Source organism: Nocardia shimofusensis NBRC 100134 (assembly GCF_001613125.1).
GTDB classification, from domain to species: Bacteria; Actinomycetota; Actinomycetes; order Mycobacteriales; family Mycobacteriaceae; genus Nocardia; species Nocardia shimofusensis.
The window spans coordinates 1-17,384 of the sequence record NZ_BDBT01000040.1; the positions used below are offsets into that span (position 1 = coordinate 1).

Consider the following 17,384-nt stretch of genomic DNA (forward strand, 5'->3'; position numbering starts at 1 on the left):
CCCGACTGCGCACTCCCGGCCGGGCTGTCGACCGGAGCCGGCACATCGCCGGAAGTCGTGGCCGCGCCGGTCGCTCCGAGCAGATCGGCGATCTGATCCAACGTCCGCAGCGTGCCCAACTGCTCCGGGCCCAGATTCGGCAGACTCGGGAATCGTTCCTGCAGGGCACCGATCACCTGCACCCGCTTGATGGAGTCGACACCGAGATCCGCTTCCAGATCCATTCCCGTGTCGACCATCTCGACCGGATAGCCGGTCTTCGCCGCGACCACCTCACGCAACGCCTGCCGCAGCGATTCCACGGACTGGATCTCGGTCTGCGCGGACTCCGCGGCGCCGTTCGTCGCGATGCTGCGGGTAGTCGGAGCGGCGGGGGCGGGGGCGGGGGCGACGCTCGTTTCGCGAGCAGGAGCGGGGCTGCGCTCGTAGGTCACCGAATCATGTTCTGCCGCAGTGCCGTTGGTGTCGCTCGCTGCCGCCGCGACGTGGCCGTTCGAGTCCTGCGCCGCACCGTTGGAGACCTGCCCGCCGGGCGCGGTCGGGAGCGCTTCGGGCCGGTGCTCGGGCACGGCGGCCTGCCGCTCGAATCCGGGCATCGCGGGCGCGGGCGCGGAGCCGGTGTGGCGCACCGCGGCGGGGCGGGCGAACCCGGCCTCGAGTTCGGCCAGTTGCGCCAAGACGTCCGAGGCGCGGGTGTGGCTGGCGCTGATGGCGATTCCGTGATCCTTCACGGCCTCGATGGCGCGCAGCGTCGCCTCGTCCAGCACGCCGCCGTCGAGGGCGCCGACCAGTGCGCGCGCCATGTCCAACTGCCCGTCGAGGAACTGGTGGTGGGTGCGTAGGTGCTGGGCGAGCGCGCTGTCCGGCGCGTCGTTCGCACCGGGGTGCGCGGGGTATGTCGAGTACACGGAGGTCTCCGATGTGTCGGTGGAAGCCGAGGAGGCGGGCGGGTTCTCGAAAGAAGACGGGTGAGCGGACGGCGCGACGTCGGCCGCACGGCCTGCCGCAGGGGCCGCGAGAGCGACAGTTGCGGGAGCCCCCGGCACAGCGGGTGCCGTCACCGGAGGACGAGGCGCTGCCTGCACGACCTGCCCGGCGACCGGCGATGCACCGCTGGGCGTTCCGGCGTGTACCGAGCCCACCGCGCCGTTCGATGTCACCGCGCTGTTCGATGCCACCGTCCCGTGGGAGGCCGCCACGTCCTGCTGCACGGCCGCAGGACGCTGCCGTTCAGCCGGATCGTGCGCCCCCGGTGCGCTGTGTGCCTCGGCCGAGCCGCGCGAGCCGGCGGAGCTGAGCGAACCCGCGGAGCCGAGCGAACCCGCGGTATCGTCGCGCGCGCCACTGCCCACACTCACCCGGTAGCCGTCGTCGAGCGCGGCGGCGTAGGCGGCGCGGCGGGTCTGCGGCACATACTCCGGCGCGGAGATGGTGACCGTCATCCGGCGGCTCGGAGCCGCGACGGCGGGCTCGGGCGCGACGTGCCGGTTGATCTCCGCCAGCTCGAAGCCGAGCACCGCCAGCCGCACGGCGGCCCTGGTCAACGCGAGATCGCTGTTGCCGATGGGGCCGGAGTCGGTGGGGATGGCGATCACGTCGTCGCCGAGGGTGCGGCGCACCAGCGAGGTCAGCACCTGCTTGGGGCCGAATTCGACGAACACGGTGCAGCCCGCGTCGCGCATCGCGGTGAGGGCGGCCACGAACTCGACGGGCTGACCGAGTTGCCCGGTGAGCACGGCGCGATTGGCGGCGCTGTCCTCGCCGTAGCGGGCGCCTGCGCTGTTGGCGTACACGGGCGCGTCGGGCGCGCCGAGGGTGATCTCGCCGAGCGCGGCGGCGAAGTCCTCGACCGCGTGCCCGACGTAGGGGGTGTGGAAGGCCCCCGAAACCGGCAGCGCCCTGGTGGCGACACCGCGTTCGGCGCACACCGCGACGGCGGCGGCGACACCGTCGGCGCCGCCGCCGATCACCACCTGGTCGGGTGCGTTGTGGTTGCAGATCCAGACGTCGTCGATGCCGTCGACGATCTCCCGCGCCACCTCGATCGAGGCGTTGAGCGCCACCATGGTGCCCGCCTCGACGCCCGCGCGCGGCGTCATCGCAGCGCCGCGCGCCTTGGCCAAGGCGAAGAAGTCGGGGCCGCTCAGCGCGCCCGCGGCCCACAGCGCGGTGAGCTCGCCGAAGCTGTGCCCGAGGAAGCCCTCGGCGCGGAAACCGCGCTCGCGCAACGCCGCGTACTGCCCGGCGGACAGCGCGCCGATCGCGGGCTGGGCGAATTCGGTGCGGCGCAGCGCAGTTTCCTGTTCCGCCGCGGTCGCCTCGTCGAAGGCGGGCGGCGGGAAGACCACCGACGACAGCCGCACCGGTTCGCCGGCGAACGCCTCGTTGGCGGCGTCGAACGCCGCGCCGACCGCGGGCTGGGCCATCGCGGCCTCGGCGCCCATGTCGACGTACTGGCTGCCCTGCCCGGCGAACAGCGCGCCCGCCTTGCGATCGGGCAGCGCCGCGGCGCGGTAATAGACCCCTTCGGGATGGTCCCAGGCGGCGGCATCGGGATTGCGGACCAGTTCGTCCACCGCCAGCGAGCGCAGATGCTCGGCGTTCTCGTCGTCGACCGAGACGAAGCCGATGCGGGCGTGTGATTCGGGGATGGCGCCGCCGTCGACCGGCGCGACGCTGCGCACGGCGTCGATGAGGCCGGCCACGTCGGGCGCGTGCCACAGATGCGCGCGGGCCGTGCGGTGCAGCACCCGCTGGTGCTCGCGGCCGGAGTCCGCTTCTTCGAGCACCACGTGGAAGTTGGTGCCGCCGAAGCCGAAGGCCGAGGCCGCGGCACGGCGCACCGGTCGCTGCGGGTCGCGAATCCAGGGCCGGGTGCGCGAGTTCACGTAGTACGGCGCGTCGGGCGGGGCGATCTCGGCGTTGGGGGCGCTCACGTTGATGGTGCCGGGCAGCACCTTCTGGTGCAGCGCGAACGCCAGCTTCATCAGGCTGGCGGTGCCCGCCGCGCCCTTGGTGTGCCCGATCTGGGATTTCACGCTGCCGAGCGCGGCGAAGCGGGGTTCGGGGGTCGCGTCGGACAGCAGCTCTTTCAACGCGGTGAGCTCGGTCTTGTCCCCCACGGGTGTGCCCGTCGCGTGGGCTTCGATGAGACCGATGTCGGCGGGCGAGATCTCGGCGTCGGCGTAGGCGCGGTCCAGGGCGACCCGCTGTCCACCCGCGCGCGGGGCGTAGATGCTCTTGGCGCGGCCGTCGCTGGAGGAGCCCAGGCCCCGGATCACCGCGTAGATCCGGTTCCCGTCGCGCTGGGCGTCGGCGAGCCTGCGCAGCGCGAGCATGGTGATGCCCTCACCGAGCAGGGTGCCGTCGGCGTCGCTGCCGAACGGCTTGATCTGCCCGGACGCCGAGAGCGCGCCGACCTTGCTGAAGCACAGGTAGATGAAGATGGTGTTCTCGGTGTCCACGCCGCCGGTGATCATCATGTCCGCGCGGCCGTCCTGCAGTTCGGCGATCGCGGTCCGCAGCGCGGCCAGCGAGGCCGCGCAGGCGGCGTCGACGGTGCAGTTGATGCCGCCGAGACCGAGCCGGTTGGCGATGCGGCCCGCGGTGATGTTGGACAGCAGGCCGGGGAAGGAGTTGGCCTCCCACGGCGCGAACGCCGCGACGTACTTCGCGGCGACCGCCTCGGCATCGCGCTGGGTCAGGCCGACCGAGCGCACCGCCTCCTCGAGCACGGGCGTGGACAGCCGCGCGGCCAGCGGGTGCATCAGCGGCACGGGTCCGGTGGTGCCGAGCACCACGCCGGTGCGGCTCGGGTCGTACCAGGACGAGCCGGTCGCGCCGGCATCGGCGAGCAGGTCGCGCGCCACCCCCAGGCTGAGGGTCTGCATGGTGCTGGTGACCTCGAGCTGGTTGGGCGGCAGACCGAATTCCAGCGGGTCGAACTCGATGTCGGGCAGGAAGGCCCCGCGCCGGGAGTAGGTCTTGTCCGGTGTCGTGGCGTCGGGATCGTAGTAGTCCTCCAGGCTCCAGCGCGAAGCCGGGACCTCGGTGGTGCAGTCGACACCGTCGACGATGTTCTGCCAATACTCTCGGTGGTTGCGCGCGTGCGGCAGCAGGCCCGACATGCCGACGATGGCAATCGGGTCGCGGGCCAGGCGTCTGTCCTCTGTCACGGAACGTTCCTCTCGGACCGAGCGGGTATCTCAGGCGGCGACGATGGTCGCGGTGTGGGCGGCGATGAGATCGGCGGCCGCCACGGCGAACAGGTGATGGCCGAGCGGGGCCGGATGCAGGCCGTCGGCGGTCCACACCTCGGGGCGCTCCCAGGCGGGATCGCCCGCGAGATCGAGCCGCAGCGTGCCGGTATCGGCGGTGACGGTGTCGAGCACCGTGTTGGCGAAGGCGAACCGCTCGCGCAGCAGGGCGCGCATGCCCGGCGGCACCGGCAGCCGGGCGGGGATATCGGGGTAGCCTGCGGTGAACACCGTCGCGCCGGTGGCGCGCAGAGTGGTGAACAGGGTCCGCAGATTGCGCTCGAACCGGGTCTCGTGGAAGTCGCTGACCAGGTCGTTGACCCCCACGACCACCCCGTAGAGCGAAGCGCGTGCCGAGAATGCCCGCGGCAGCTGGGTTTCCAGCACCGCCGAGGTGGTCGCCCCGTGCTCGCCCAGGTTGCGGACGGCGGCGGGCCGCAGGCCGAGCTGCCCGCCCAGGCGCGGCACCCAGCCGCGGTAGCCGCCGCCCGGCGCGGTGTCGCCGCGCCCTTCCACGAAGCTGTCGCCGAGGGCGATCAGCGCGGCGGTCACGCGGTCACCCCGTCCTTGCTGACGTGCCGCGCCTCGGCGGGGAAGTTCACCTTCTCGTACAGCTCGGCCAGCTCTTGCTCGCCGAAGTACTTGTCCGGCGGGTAGATGCCGGCGATGAGGCCGAAGAACTTCTTGATGTAGTCCGGGTCCATGCTGGTGGCCCGGAACACCGAGTCGTAGTACGGGGTCAGGGTGAGCTCGGAGATGCTCAGGGTCAGCTCGAAGGTGCTGGCGCTCTGGGCGTCGCGCTCCCGCTGGTATTCGGCCAGCGCCTCCTCCATCGGACGGTCGCCGGACAGGCCCTGATCGGCCAGATCGGCCAGCAGCTGACCGTATTTGAAGGCGTCGGTGATGCCCCAGCCGGTGAACGGGTCCTTGTGGTAGCCGGCGTCGCCGACCAGCGCCCAGCCCGGACCGAACGACTGGCGACGGTAGTTGTCCGGGTACAGCATCGGCCGGAACGGCTCGACGCGGGTGCCCTTCTCCCGCAGCAGCGTGCCGAGTTCCGGATCGACCTGCTCGACGACCTCCTGCACGCCGGCGTCGGGGTCGGCGCGGAAGGCGCGGAACCGGTCGCGCTTGCGCATGACCGCCACCAGGGTCAGGCCGTCGTTGGTGGGCCAGCCGGCGAACTGCTGCTCGCCGAATCCGGTGCGGTGCTGCATCCCCCAGTCCACGCCCTCGTAGTAGGAGTAGTAGATGAAGCACGACCCGGGCGAGCTTTCGTAGGTCTGCGCGCCGACCGCCTTGGCCACCACGGAGTTCGCGCCGTCGGCGCCGACCACCAGGCGCGCACGGAACTCCTGCTCGGCGCCGCCCGCCACGCTGCCGCGAATGCCTGCCACCCGGTCGCCGTCGAAGACGAGTTCGGTCACGGTGAAGCCCTGGATCATCTCGGCGCCCGCCTCACCGGCGGCATCGACCAGTACCTCGTCCAGCACGGTGCGGCGGGGGCAGTACACGGCGTCGATGCCGTCGGCCGACGGGTCGGCGAAGCCCCTGATGTCGATGTCGGTGTAAGAGAAGTTCAGGTGCCGGACAGGAGGGCACCCGGTCGCGACGACCCGGTCCAGCAGCCCCCAGGACTTCAGGAAGCCGAGTCCGGCCTGGTGCAGGTAGTGGGTCGAGGGGGTGTCGCTGGGGAAGGTGGCCCGGTCGACGGCCAGGACCCGGTACCCCTTCCTGGCCAGGAGCATGGCGAGCGGCGCACCGGCCACCCGGGTACCGACAACGATGACGTCGTACATGTTCGCATCACTTTCCGGGAGAAGAAACTTCGAATTCGAGTCTGCGAGCGAAAGACGGACCGAACCACCCCGGCAGGGGTCGTTCATCGGCCGATCGAAATCAGTTATCGCGCGACGCTGCGCGAGGCATAAAGCGCGGCGATATCGTCCGCGTAAGCCTTTTCTATGGCGGCCCGGCGCAATTTCCGCGACGAGGTGATCAGACCGTCCTCGACGGTGAAATCACCATCGACGATCCGAAATGCCCGGATCGATTCCGCGCGGGAGACCAGCGCGTTCGCCGTCTCGACAGCGACACCGATCTCGGCATCGAGATCCAGGCCGGGATCGGCGGCGCGTCGGCGGCCCACCTGGTCCTGGTCGAGGGTGACCAGCGCGGTCACGAAGTCGCGGCCGTCGCCGACGACCATGCAGTTGCTGACCAAGGGGTGCAGCCGGACCCGGTCCTCCAGCGGGGCGGGCGCGACGTTCTTGCCGCCTGAGGTCACCAGGATCTCCTTCTTGCGGCCGGTGATGCTCAGGTATCCGTCGGCGTCGAGCTCGCCGAGATCGCCCGTGCGCAGCCACCCTTCGGCGTCGGCCATCGGCACGTCCGCCGCCGCGCCCCAGTAGCCGGGCGAGACATGCGGTCCGCGGACCAGCACCTCGCCGTCCTCGGCGACGGCGACCTCGGTGCCGGGAATCGGCCTGCCCACGGTGCCCAGCCGGTGTGTCTCCGGCGCGTTCACGGTCACCGCGGTGGCTGCCTCGGTCAGGCCGTAGCAGTTGAGCAGCAGCACGCCGAACCCGGCGTAGAAGCCGATGGTCGACTCGTCCAGCGACGCGCCGCCGGAGATCACCCCGCGCAACCGGCCGCCGAGCGCGTCGGAGACCGGATGCGACACCGGCTCGGGCACCTGTCCGGCGCGCAGTAGCTCGAGCCCGCGCGCCACCGCGGCATCCTCTTCCTCGGGGCCGGGGAGCTTTGTGCGGCAGTACTTGCGAATCTTCTCCAGGCCGTAGGGGATCAGCGCGAGGAAGGTCGGCCGCAGCGTGGGCAGGGCGGGCACCAGGTCCGGGATGGCGGGCAGCAGGTGGGTACGGCTGCCGCCGAACAGGCAGGCGAACAGGATCGTCTGGCCGAACACGTGCGCCAGCGGCAGCGCCAGCGCCGTCGTCCCGTCGAACAAGTCGCCGGTGCGGCGCACGGTGTTGGCGGAGGAGACGAACATGTTGCGGTGGGTGATCACGCATCCCTTCGACACCCCGGTGGTGCCGCTGGTGTAGACGATCATCGCCGGGTCGTCGGCGCGCACCGCCGCGATCACCGGGTCCAGCTCGGGGCTTTCCGCGCCCAGCGACCATTCGGCCACCTGCGGGAAGGTCCACACCTGCCGCGCGCCCGCCGCCCGCAGCAGGTCGGCGTCCTCGCCGGTCTCGGCGGCGAAGTGCGCGCTGCCGCTGTCGGCGACGATGTGGGCGATCTGGGCCGGCGAGGACGTCGGGTACACCGGTACCACCACGGCACCGAGCGCGAGCACCGCGCAGTCCAGCAACGCCCATTCCAGGCCGGTGCGCCCCAGGACGGCCACCCGGTCGCCCGCGTTCACTCCCTGTGCCAGCAGCGCCGAGGCGAGCGCGCGCACCCGGCGGTCGACCTGCGGGCAATCGAGCTGCGTGCCATCGGCGCCACACAGCGACAGACGCGTCGGGTACCGCCGCGCGGCGCCCGAGACCACCGAGTACAAACCCTCGGTATCCGCTATATCGAAACCATTTTCGGCCACGGAAACTGTGTTCACGAACTGAATTCTGCGGGGCCGGTTTCGCGGCTGCCGGGTCCGGCCGCGATTTCTACCGCGCGAATGTCATCGCCTATCCAGCGGCACGCGTCGGGACCACGGAGGCAGTATCGGTGTGCACCGAACCCGAGAATTCCAGACATTCCAGCAACATCTCGACCGCCGGATTCTTCTCCTCCGCCCGCCACACCGCGTACAAATCGAGGGTGGGGACGGGGTCGAGCAATTTGACCGCCACCGAGCTGTTGCCCGGCGCGCCCATGCCCATCGAGATCGCGCGCGGCAGCGAGGCGAAGCCGACCAGCGGACGCACCGACACCATGTGGGCCGTGGCGCCGGGATCGTCGGCGGTGTGGGTGATCGCGAGGGAGATCTCGGTCTCGGCGGCGGCTCGGAAGATCGCGTCGTACATCGCCGGGCACTGGTCCCGGGCGAAGAGCACGCAGTTCTGGCCGGCGAGCTCGGCGAAGGGCACCCCGGGGCGTTCGGCCCAGCGATGCCTGCGCCCGACCACCGCCACCAGCGGAACCCGGTGCAGCAGACGCCGATATCGGAACGCCGACGAGCTCGGGTGACCGTAGACCAGCGCGAGATCGAGGGTGCCGTCGGCGAGCGCGGCCAGCTGCGGACCGGTCCGCTTCTCCCACAGCGATATCTCGATGTCGGGATGTCGCTCGGTCATCCGCGTCAGCGCGGCGGGGAGCACATGTCTGCTCGCCGGCAGGTTGTAGCCGACGTCGAGGGTGCCCGAGCGCCCCGCCGCGGTGGCCTTGGCCACTTCCGCGGCCCGGTCCAGCTGGGCGACGACCAGCCTGGCCTGCGCCTCGAACTCCCGGCCCGCGGGAGTCAGCTTGACTTCGTGTGAGTTTCGAGCGACCAGCTGGACGCCCAGTGATTTCTCCAGTTTCTGCAGCTGAGCGCTGAGGCTCGGCTGGGTGAGATGCAAGCGCTGCGCCGCGCGGCCGAAGTGCAACTCCTCGGCGATCGTGATGAACGAAACCAGATGACGGAACTCCATTGCGCCTGCTCCTTCATTCAAGGTAGGAGCAACGCTAGTGGCGGGAGGTAACCGCCGATGAAACCCGCACAGCGTCCTGGTCGCCGGAATAGTGACGCGCGGCTGAATTCCGGACGACGTCGCGGGTGTAGCACTGGATTCCAGGTGAAGGCCTGGACAATGCGGGCCCACGGCGCCGCCCGCATCAGTGTCCGACCGGGACAACCGCCGCCGCCGGAGCCCACGGGGGGAATCCGGCGTCGAGATGACGTGCGCGCGCCGCCCCGCGCATGATCTTGCCGCTGCTCGTCTTCGGCAACGCACCCGCCACCGTCAGCACGATCCGGCTCGGCGTGAGGTCGTGGTCGCGCACCACCGCGGCACGGATCGCCGCGGTGATCTCCGCGCTCGCGGCGGCCGACCAGTGGTGGGCGCGGTCGATCTCCTGCACGATCACCACCTGTTCACCGTCAGGGCCCTCGACCGTGAAAGCGGCGCCGCCGCCCGCGCGGGCCGCCGGGTGCGCGACCTGCGCGGTGTGTTCGAGATCGTGCGGATAGTGGTTGCGACCGCGCACGACGATCAGATCCTTGCACCGTCCGGTGACGAACAGTTCGCCGTCCACGATCTGTCCCAGATCACCGGTCCGCAGGAACCGGCGTTCGCCGCCGTCGCCACCGACACCGCCACCGAACACGGCCGCCGTGGCCTCGGGGTTGCGCCAGTAGCCCGCCGCCACCTGCGCGCCCGCCACCCAGATCTCACCGATCCGGTCCGGCGGGCACGGCCGGGCGGTCGCCGGATCGACGACGAGCACCTCGACGCCGGGGGCAGGCAGGCCCGATCCGGTCAGGGTCGCGGCGCTGCGCCCCGGGTCCGCCGGAACCATTCTGCCCCGGCCCAATTCGGCCGGATCGGCCTCGAACCAGCGCGGCCCCCTGCCCTTGCCGCTGCCGCTCACCAGCAAAGTCGCCTCGGCGAGTCCGTAGCAGGGATACAGCGCCCGCTCGTGGAAACCGTAGGGAGCGAACGTCTCGGTGAAACGCCGCAGGGTCTCGGCGCGGATCGGCTCGGCGCCGTTGAAGGCCACCGCCCAGCTGCTCAGGTCCAGGTCGGGAACGTCACCGCGCGCGGCGTGCGCGACGCAGGCGTCGAAGGCGAAGTTGGGGCCGCCGCTGGTGTGCGCGCGGTAGCGCGAGATCGCGTCGAGCCACAGCAGCGGGCGGCGGATGAAACTCACCGGCGCCATCAGCACACTGGCCGATCCGAGGTACAGCGGTTGCAGGATGTTCCCGATCAGCCCTTGGTCGTGGTAGTGCGGGGCCCAGGCGACGAACGTCGAGGACTCGTCGTGACCGAACGCGCGCCGGATCATCTCCTGATTCGCGATCAGGTTCCGGTGGGTGACCAAAACCCCTTTGGGCGACCCGGTCGACCCGGAGGTGTACTGCAGGAACGCGATCGAGTCCGGGGCGCACGGCCGCGGGGCGATCGCCTCGGTCCGGGTGTCGATCTCGTCGACCGCGATCCGTTCCAGCGTTCCCTCGGACGGCAGGTCCACGTCGACGAGCCCGGCCACGGTGAGCACGACCGCGGGGTCACTGTCCGTGATGATGCCGAGGGTCGCGTGATGCGCCCTGCCCCGGCGCGGCGGGATCACCGGCACCGCGATCACACCGGCGTACAGGCAGGCGAAGAACGCGACGACGAAGTCCAGGCCCGGCGGGAAGATCAGCAACGCCCGATCGCCCGGCGCGGCGGCGTCCGCCAGTCGCCCGGCGACCGCACGGACCCGGCGCTCCAGCTCGGCGTAGGTGAGCACCGCCGCCTCGGCGCCGTGATCGTCGAGGAATACGTAGGCCGTGCCGGTGGGCCGGATGGCGGCGCGGCGGCGCAGGATCTCGGGAAACAACTCGATACCCGACATGACATCTTCCTCTCGGCGACCGGATGACCGGTCGGTTCAACGACTTTCGACCGCGATCGGGAACTGCCGCAGTCCGCGGACGATGAAGCTGTGGTCCTGCCATTGCGGCCGGGCGGTGGCCGCGACCAGCCGCTCGGGGCGGCCGAACAGACACCCGAGGGCGATCTCGGCCTGCATCTGCGCCAGCGGCGCGCCCAGGCAGCCGTGCAATCCGTGGCCGAAGGCCAGGTGGCCCGCGGTGTCGCGGGTGATGTCGAAGGTGTCGGGATCGGGGAAAGCCGCCGGATCGCGATTGGCCGCGCCCAGGCACAGCAGCACTTGATCGCCCGCACGGATCACTTGATCGCCCAGTGCGGTGTCGCGGGTCGCCCGGCGCTTGGTGTGCTGCAGCGGACTGTCGTAGCGCAACGCCTCCGAGACCGCGGACGCGAGCAGGTCCGGTCGTTCGCGCAAGCGCTCCTGTTCACCCGGATGCGTGGTGAGCGCGAGCACAGCGTTGCCGATCAACGATTTCGTGGTCTCCACGCCGGCGACGAAGCACATGATCGCCACGCACGCCACTTCTTCCTCGCTCAGCCGGTCGCCGCTGCCGATCCGCGCGGCCAGCAACCGGCTGACGAGGTCGTCGCCCGGCCGGGCGCGGCGCCGCGCGACGACCTCGCGCAGCGCCGCGGTGAACTCGTCGACCACCGCGCGCACCCGCTCGAAATCGGGGGCCGTCATGAGACCCGGTTCGAGCAGAAACCGGATGTCGTGGGTCCAGCCCGCGAGGTGGCCGCGCACGCCGGACGGCAGGCCGAGCCAGTCGGCGAGCACCAGCACCGGAAGGGCGGCGGCGAAATCGGTGACGACGTCCATTCCACCGTCACGCCACGCCTGCTCGGTCAATTCTTCGGCGACCGCGGCGATCCGCGGACGCAGGCGGGCGACGGCGGACGCGGTGAACACCGGATTGACCAATGCGCGCAGCCGCGCGTGCTCGGGGTTGCCGGTGAACACCAGCGAGGTCCGCGCCAGGCGGCCGATGCGGTCGATATCGGGCACTCCCAGCCGCTCGGCCTGCCGTCGCAGCATCCCGGGGATCACGTCGACGGCGAAACCGCGGTCCCGCAGCACTGTTCGCACATCGGCGTGCCGGGTGAGCACCCACATGCCCATCGTCCGGTGCACCGGCGCACCCTCCCGCAGGCTCCGGTACATCGGATACGGGTCTTCGCGGAAGGCGTCGGTGAAGGGGTTGAAGCGCGCCACCGCGCCCGGCGCCGGACCCATCAGAGGTCCCGGCGCCCGACGAAATAGCCGTCGCGATACGGGTCGAGCACGATCCGCAGCAGGCAGATCTTGCCCATCCGGAATCCCAGCGCGGACAGCTTCAGATAGCGCTCGTACCGTTCGGTCACCTCAGGGCCGACCAGCGCCACGGCCTCGTCGCGGCGCGCGCGCAACCGGCGGGTCCACTGCTCGCAGGTCCACGCGTAGTCGAGCCGGTCGTTGCGCACCGTGCGCACCTCGAACAAGCCCTCGGCGGCGGCGGTGATCTCGGCCAGGGTGGGCAGGTCGGCGTTCGGGAACACCTCGCGCTGGATGAAGCTGTTGGCGTACTGCGGGGACATGTTCCCGTAGGCGATGGTCTGCACCGACAGCGTGCCGTCGTCGTGCAGCCAGTCCCGGCAGCGGCCGAAGAACTCGCGATAGACCGCGATCTTGTCGGCGTTCGAGTCGTCCGGGGTGGCGAAATGCTCGAAGGCGCCGATCGAGACGATGCCGTCGAAACGTCGATCGGTCTCGTAGTGCAGCCAGTCGCGCACCTCGACCGACACCCCCGGCAGGTCGAGCCCGCGCACGTGGGCGGCCTGCTCTTCGCTGAGGGTGAGGCCCACGCTGCGCGGCACACCGAGCTCGGAAGTCCGCCGCAGCAGCCCGCCCCAGCCGCAGCCGATGTCGAGTACGTCGCGCGCACGGTCGGCTCGGACGGCGTCGAGGTGGTAGCGCAGCTTGCGGTCCTGCGCGATCTCCAGGGTGTCGCCCGGGTGTGCGGGCATGGCGCACGAGTAGGTCAGCGACGGGTCGAGCCAGAGCCGGTAGAAGTCGTTGCCGACGTCGTAGTGGTATTGGATCGCCGCCGCGCGCGCCCCGTCGGCCGAGGCAGCGGTGTTCACGCGACCTGCTCGGACCGACCGGCCACGTATCCGACGACGGCGTCCAGGGTGGGTTCGGCGAACAGGTCCTCCGGCGGGATGTCCACGCCGTAGCGCTGCTCGATCTCCATCAGCAGCGCGACGGCGACCACGGAGTCCACGCCCAGCCGGTCGAAATCGGCGGTGGGGTCGATGCTCTCCGGGTCGACGCCGAGCGCATCGCCGAGGTATCCCCGGCACCATTGCAGGATTTCTGTTCTGTCGTTCATGGTGAGTCGTCCGTTCTCAGATCGTCGCCGTACCGGCGGCCCGACTTTCACTAGACGGGCTGGATGGGTCGAATTCGTTTGGCGGCCAGGCGTTCGCGGCTGGGCACCTGCACGTCCCAGGCCAGGCCGGCGAGTGCGAGCAGGCGGATCAGCCAGTACCCGGGATCCAGGCGGTACCAGTCGAGACCGAACGACGGTGAGTCCGGGAAGGCGTGGTGGTTGTTGTGCCAGGACTCGCCGAACGAGATCAGAGCGAAGATCCCGCCGTTGCGGCTGTTGCCGCGAGCCCGGTAGGGGCGGGTGCCGAACATGTGCAGGAACGAGTTGATCGCCCACACGATGTGCTCGAGCACGAACATCCGCACCAGGCCGCCCCACAGCAGCCCGCTGACCGCCCCGGTCCAGCTCTGGTAGACCAGCGCGCCGATGAGCGCGGGAATCGCCATGCCGAGGCCCACCCACCAGTGGTAGCGCCGGGAGATGCGCACCAGCATGCGGTCTTTGAGCAGGTCCGGCGCGTAGTGGACGATATTGGGGTACTCGTGGCGGCGCATCCACAGAAAGTGCGAGTGCGCCAGTCCGCGCACCCGGCCGAGGAAGCCGTCGCCGGAGAGATTCGGGGAATGCGGATCGCCCTCCTGATCGCTGCACTCGTGATGACGGCGGTGGATGGCGACCCAGGACAGCACGCCGCCCTGTCCGGCCATGGACCCGACCACGGCCAGCACCGCCACCACCGGCGGAGCGGCCTTGAAGGTGCGATGGGTGAACAGGCGGTGGTAGCCGACCGTGATCGCCAGGCCCGTCGCCATCCATCCGCCGATCAGCAGAGCGATTTCGGTGACCCCGACCGGATGGACCCAGGCGAATGCGATCGCGGCCGCGACGCCGACGATCGGCAGCACGTCGAACAGCAGGAAGTGACGGCGTTGCAGGCGATGCAGGTAGGGGCTGTCCACCGCGAGCTTGCGGGGGGCGGCGCGCCGGGTTTGTTTCGGCGCATGGGATTCCGGCGCTACCCGCTCGATGTCCGCATCGGACATGGCGGCTCCCTTCACGAAAGTGCGTATGGTCGACCGGCAACGTCGGCCGCGAGAGACATTCGACGGTCCGACGCGACTCCCGGTCGCGACATGGGACGAGCGTATCCAGCGACGACCGGGTGATCCGGGGGCGAAAAGCCTTGCGAATCGGACGATCACCGAAGTGAATCGCCCGCCGGGCCCGGCGGTGTGCCGTTCGCACCGCCGGCCCGACCGCTCAGGCGGGTGTGAACCGGGTGGGCAGCGACTCCAAGCCGCGGATGACGACATTCGGCTTGTACGACGGTGTCTCGGTGAGGGGTTCGATGTCGCGCACCTTGCGCAGCAGCACGTCGAGCAGCACCTCCATCTCCAGCAGCGCCAGCGGCGCGCCGAGGCAGTAGTGGATGCCCAGGCTGAAGCCGAGGTGCTTCTTGGCGGGCTGGTGCGGATCGGAGTACCTGGACACGTCGAGCCGGTCGGAGCCGGGGAAGGCGTCGTCGTCGCGGTTGGCCGAATTGATCAGCACCACCACCCCTTCGCCCTGCTCGAATTCCCGGCCGGCGACGGTGATCGGCCGGGTGGCGGCGCGGGTGGTCATCTGCACCGAGGGCTCCATCCGCAGCAACTCGTCGGGGGCGGACGCGGTGAGTTCGGGGCGGGCCCGCAGTGCCGCGATCTGTTCCGGGTTGCGCATCAACTGCAGCATGCCGGTCCCGATCAGGTTGGCGGTGGTCTCGTGCCCGGCGACGAAGGTGGTGATGCAGGTCGCCAGCAGCTCCTGCTCGGTCAGCACATCACCGCGGTCCTCCACCTGGGAGAGCGCGCTGAGCAGATCGTCGGCCGGTTCGCGGCGGCGCGCGTCGAGCAGTTCGCGGAAGTAGGCCATGAATCCCCGCGAGCCCGCGCTGCGGGCGCGCAGCGCCTCCTCCGGCAGCGTGTAGTCGTGGTCGAAGCCGCGGGCGAGATCCTGCGACCACCGGTGCACCTGGTCGTAGGCCTCCGACGGCACGCCGATCAGCTCGCAGGCGATGATCAGCGGCAGCGGATACGCGATCTTCTCGATCAGATCGAACTCGCCCGCGGCCAGCGCGTCGTCGACGAGTTGCTCGGTCAGTTCCTCGATGCGCGGCCGCAGCCGGGTCACCATGCGCGGGGTGAAGCCCTTGGTCACCAGGTTGCGCAGCCGGGTGTGGTCCGGCGGCTCCATCCACAGGAACGAGGTGGGCAGCTCTTCGGCGGCGTCCTCGGGCGAGACGGTCGGATGCATCATCGCCGCCTCCTCCGCGTGGCTCCACGCGGTGGTCGAGAGCACGGCCGCGCAGTCGTCGTAGCGGGTCAGCAGGTAGTGGCCGAGCGGGGTCTGATGCAACGGCCCCGCTTCCCGCAGGACGCGGGCCGCGGAGTACGGGTCCGGGCGCCCTTCCAGGCCGAAGACGTGGGCGATGGCGGTCTGGATCGCGGCGTCTTTGTCCGCGGCAACCGCGCTCGCGGTAGTCGATTCCATGTCGAGTGGTCCCTCCGGTCGGGGGTTCGTTGGGGGGTGGACGAGTTCGTTTCGGCGGCAGTGGTCCGGGGAGGGCGGCCGCTCACCCGGTCGGCTCGGCGACGGCGGGCGCATCGGCCGGGCCGGTCCCGCCGTCGCGGCGCCACAGGATGCGGCGGGCGAGATCGGGTCGCAGCAGCGCGGCGGGCGGCTCCACGAGGTTGGCCACTCGCAGGAAGGTGCGCGACACCACCGGGTCGAGGTGCGCGGCCCGATGCGCCCGCGCCACATAGGCATTGGTCAGCCGGGTGCGCAGGGTGCGCGGCCCCGTCACCCCCGGGTTCGCCAGGTCCGACCCGGCCGACAGCCGCCAGGCGACGTCCACGACGTCGCTCGCGGCGGTATAGAACCGGGCGGGCAGGTCCGCGCCCGCGCCGGCGGTCAGGCAGTCGCGCAGCACCAGCGCCTGTTGCGCGGCGACTGTCATCCCCTGCGCGTACAGCGGATTGACGCTGCACAACGCGTCGCCGAGCACGAGGAAGCCGCGCGGCACGGATGGCAGGCGGTCGAAACGGCGGCGCACGGGGGCGCGGAACTTGTGCGGCACGATCGTGTGCTGGTCCCGGGCGGTGCGGCCCCAGCCGCCGGCGGGCTCGGCCGCGGTGATCAGCCGATGGATGTCCGGCGCGGCGAGGGTGGCGGCGAAGTCCGCGAATCCGGCGGGGTCGGTCGGCGGATGGTCACCGAGCATCCCGGCCAGCGTGACGTGCCAGCGGTCGCCCTCGACCCGGATCGCGCCGCCGCCGCGCCCACCGGCGCCGGTGGAGATGATGACCGAGCGGTGTCCGTCCAATTGGCCGTCGGCGCACGGGAACAGAGCCGAGGCGTAGCCGAGGTCGACCTCGAGCCGCTCCTCGGCCGGCGCGCACGCACCGAGCGTGGCGAGCCATTGCGGGGCGCGGGAGCCGCGACCGGTCGCGTCGACGATCAGATCCGCGGCCCGGGGCCGGATTCCGGAACCGTCGGACAGCAGGACGGCGGTCACCTCGCCCGCGTCGCCGAGAAGACCACGCGCGGTGCCGGTGCACCAGCCGATGCCCGGCGTCGCCAGGGTGCGGCGGCGGATCACCGATTCGAGCACCGGCCTGGTCGCCATCAGCGAGGTGAGACCGGTCGAGGTCGGCGCCGCGCGCAGGCCGCTCAGATACCAGCGGGTGCCCACCAGCGCCTCGGCGGTGCCCGCGCCGAGTTCGGTCAGCTCGGCGGTGAACCCCGGATACAGCTGCTCGAGGACGGTGCGGCCGCGATCCAGCAGCCCGTGCAGGTGGCGGGCCTGCGGCACGCCACGCCGCGGATCGTCGGCGTCGAGCGGATCACGTTCGACGAGAAGGACTTCGGCGAAATGCTCCGACAGCACCCGGGCGGCCAGCAGTCCGGCGATACCCGCGCCCAGGACAACAGCGCGCCCCGGTTCGCTCGCGGATTCACCGGGCGACGATTCCTGGGCGGCGGATCGGTCGGAATTCACCGGCAACTCCTGAATGGGAAACGATTTTCCCTGCCGATCGTGCCGCCCGCCGATCCCGACGGCGCGCACTCATCGCCCGCTTCTATCGTGCAATAGCCGAAATACTTTATGTCTCAATTCGATTGGCTGATCGTCAGTGATGATCACCGTCGCCGGTTCACAACGAATTCAGCGCGATGTC

The 17,384-nt window shown here is 70.8% G+C and carries 12 protein-coding genes; all 12 read right to left on the reverse strand.

Features of this window, described 5'->3' with window-relative positions; all coding sequences use genetic code 11:
* The coding region (locus tag NS3_RS26270) for a type I polyketide synthase (RefSeq protein ID WP_157101549.1) at positions 1 to 4,175 on the reverse strand (4,175 nt) is incomplete at its 3' end.
* A 30-nt stretch (positions 4,176 to 4,205) separates the two neighbouring features.
* Positions 4,206 to 4,808 (reverse strand): SGNH/GDSL hydrolase family protein, encoded by a 603-nt coding sequence (locus NS3_RS26275; protein ID WP_067865137.1) that lies wholly within the window; start codon positions 4,806 to 4,808, stop codon positions 4,206 to 4,208.
* On the reverse strand, positions 4,805 to 6,055 hold the full coding sequence (locus NS3_RS26280; protein ID WP_067865138.1) for an NAD(P)/FAD-dependent oxidoreductase: 1,251 nt from the start codon (positions 6,053 to 6,055) through the stop codon (positions 4,805 to 4,807). The genes NS3_RS26275 and NS3_RS26280 overlap by 4 nt, the downstream gene beginning before the upstream one ends.
* Before the next feature lie 104 nt (positions 6,056 to 6,159).
* On the reverse strand, positions 6,160 to 7,836 hold the full coding sequence (locus tag NS3_RS26285) for an AMP-dependent synthetase/ligase (RefSeq protein WP_067865140.1): 1,677 nt from the start codon (positions 7,834 to 7,836) through the stop codon (positions 6,160 to 6,162).
* 73 nt (positions 7,837 to 7,909) lie between these two features.
* A complete protein-coding gene (locus NS3_RS26290) occupies positions 7,910 to 8,854 on the reverse strand; it encodes a LysR family transcriptional regulator (protein ID WP_067865142.1) in 945 nt (314 codons plus the stop codon).
* A gap of 184 nt (positions 8,855 to 9,038) precedes the next feature.
* Complete coding sequence (locus tag NS3_RS26295) at positions 9,039 to 10,760, reverse strand: fatty acyl-AMP ligase (RefSeq protein WP_067865144.1); 1,722 nt, start codon at positions 10,758 to 10,760, stop codon at positions 9,039 to 9,041.
* Positions 10,761 to 10,796: 36 nt separating this feature from the next.
* Positions 10,797 to 12,032 (reverse strand): cytochrome P450, encoded by a 1,236-nt coding sequence (locus NS3_RS26300; RefSeq protein WP_067865147.1) that lies wholly within the window; start codon positions 12,030 to 12,032, stop codon positions 10,797 to 10,799.
* Entirely contained in the window at positions 12,032 to 12,919 is an 888-nt protein-coding gene (locus tag NS3_RS26305; protein WP_067865150.1) for a class I SAM-dependent methyltransferase, read from the reverse strand. Before NS3_RS26305 ends, NS3_RS26300 begins: the two co-directional genes overlap by 1 nt.
* A complete protein-coding gene (locus tag NS3_RS26310; protein WP_067865160.1) occupies positions 12,916 to 13,167 on the reverse strand; it encodes an acyl carrier protein in 252 nt (83 codons plus the stop codon). Before NS3_RS26310 ends, NS3_RS26305 begins: the two co-directional genes overlap by 4 nt.
* Positions 13,168 to 13,217: 50 nt before the next feature.
* Entirely contained in the window at positions 13,218 to 14,210 is a 993-nt protein-coding gene (locus NS3_RS26315) for an acyl-CoA desaturase (protein WP_067865162.1), read from the reverse strand.
* Positions 14,211 to 14,427: 217 nt separating this feature from the next.
* Positions 14,428 to 15,696, reverse strand: a complete 1,269-nt coding sequence (locus NS3_RS26320) for a cytochrome P450 (RefSeq protein ID WP_067865163.1) — start codon at positions 15,694 to 15,696, stop codon at positions 14,428 to 14,430.
* Positions 15,697 to 15,778: 82 nt separating this feature from the next.
* Positions 15,779 to 17,203: an FAD-dependent oxidoreductase gene (locus tag NS3_RS26325; protein ID WP_245649822.1), complete on the reverse strand. Its 1,425-nt coding sequence runs from the start codon at positions 17,201 to 17,203 to the stop codon at positions 15,779 to 15,781.
* Positions 17,204 to 17,384 lie beyond the last annotated feature (181 nt).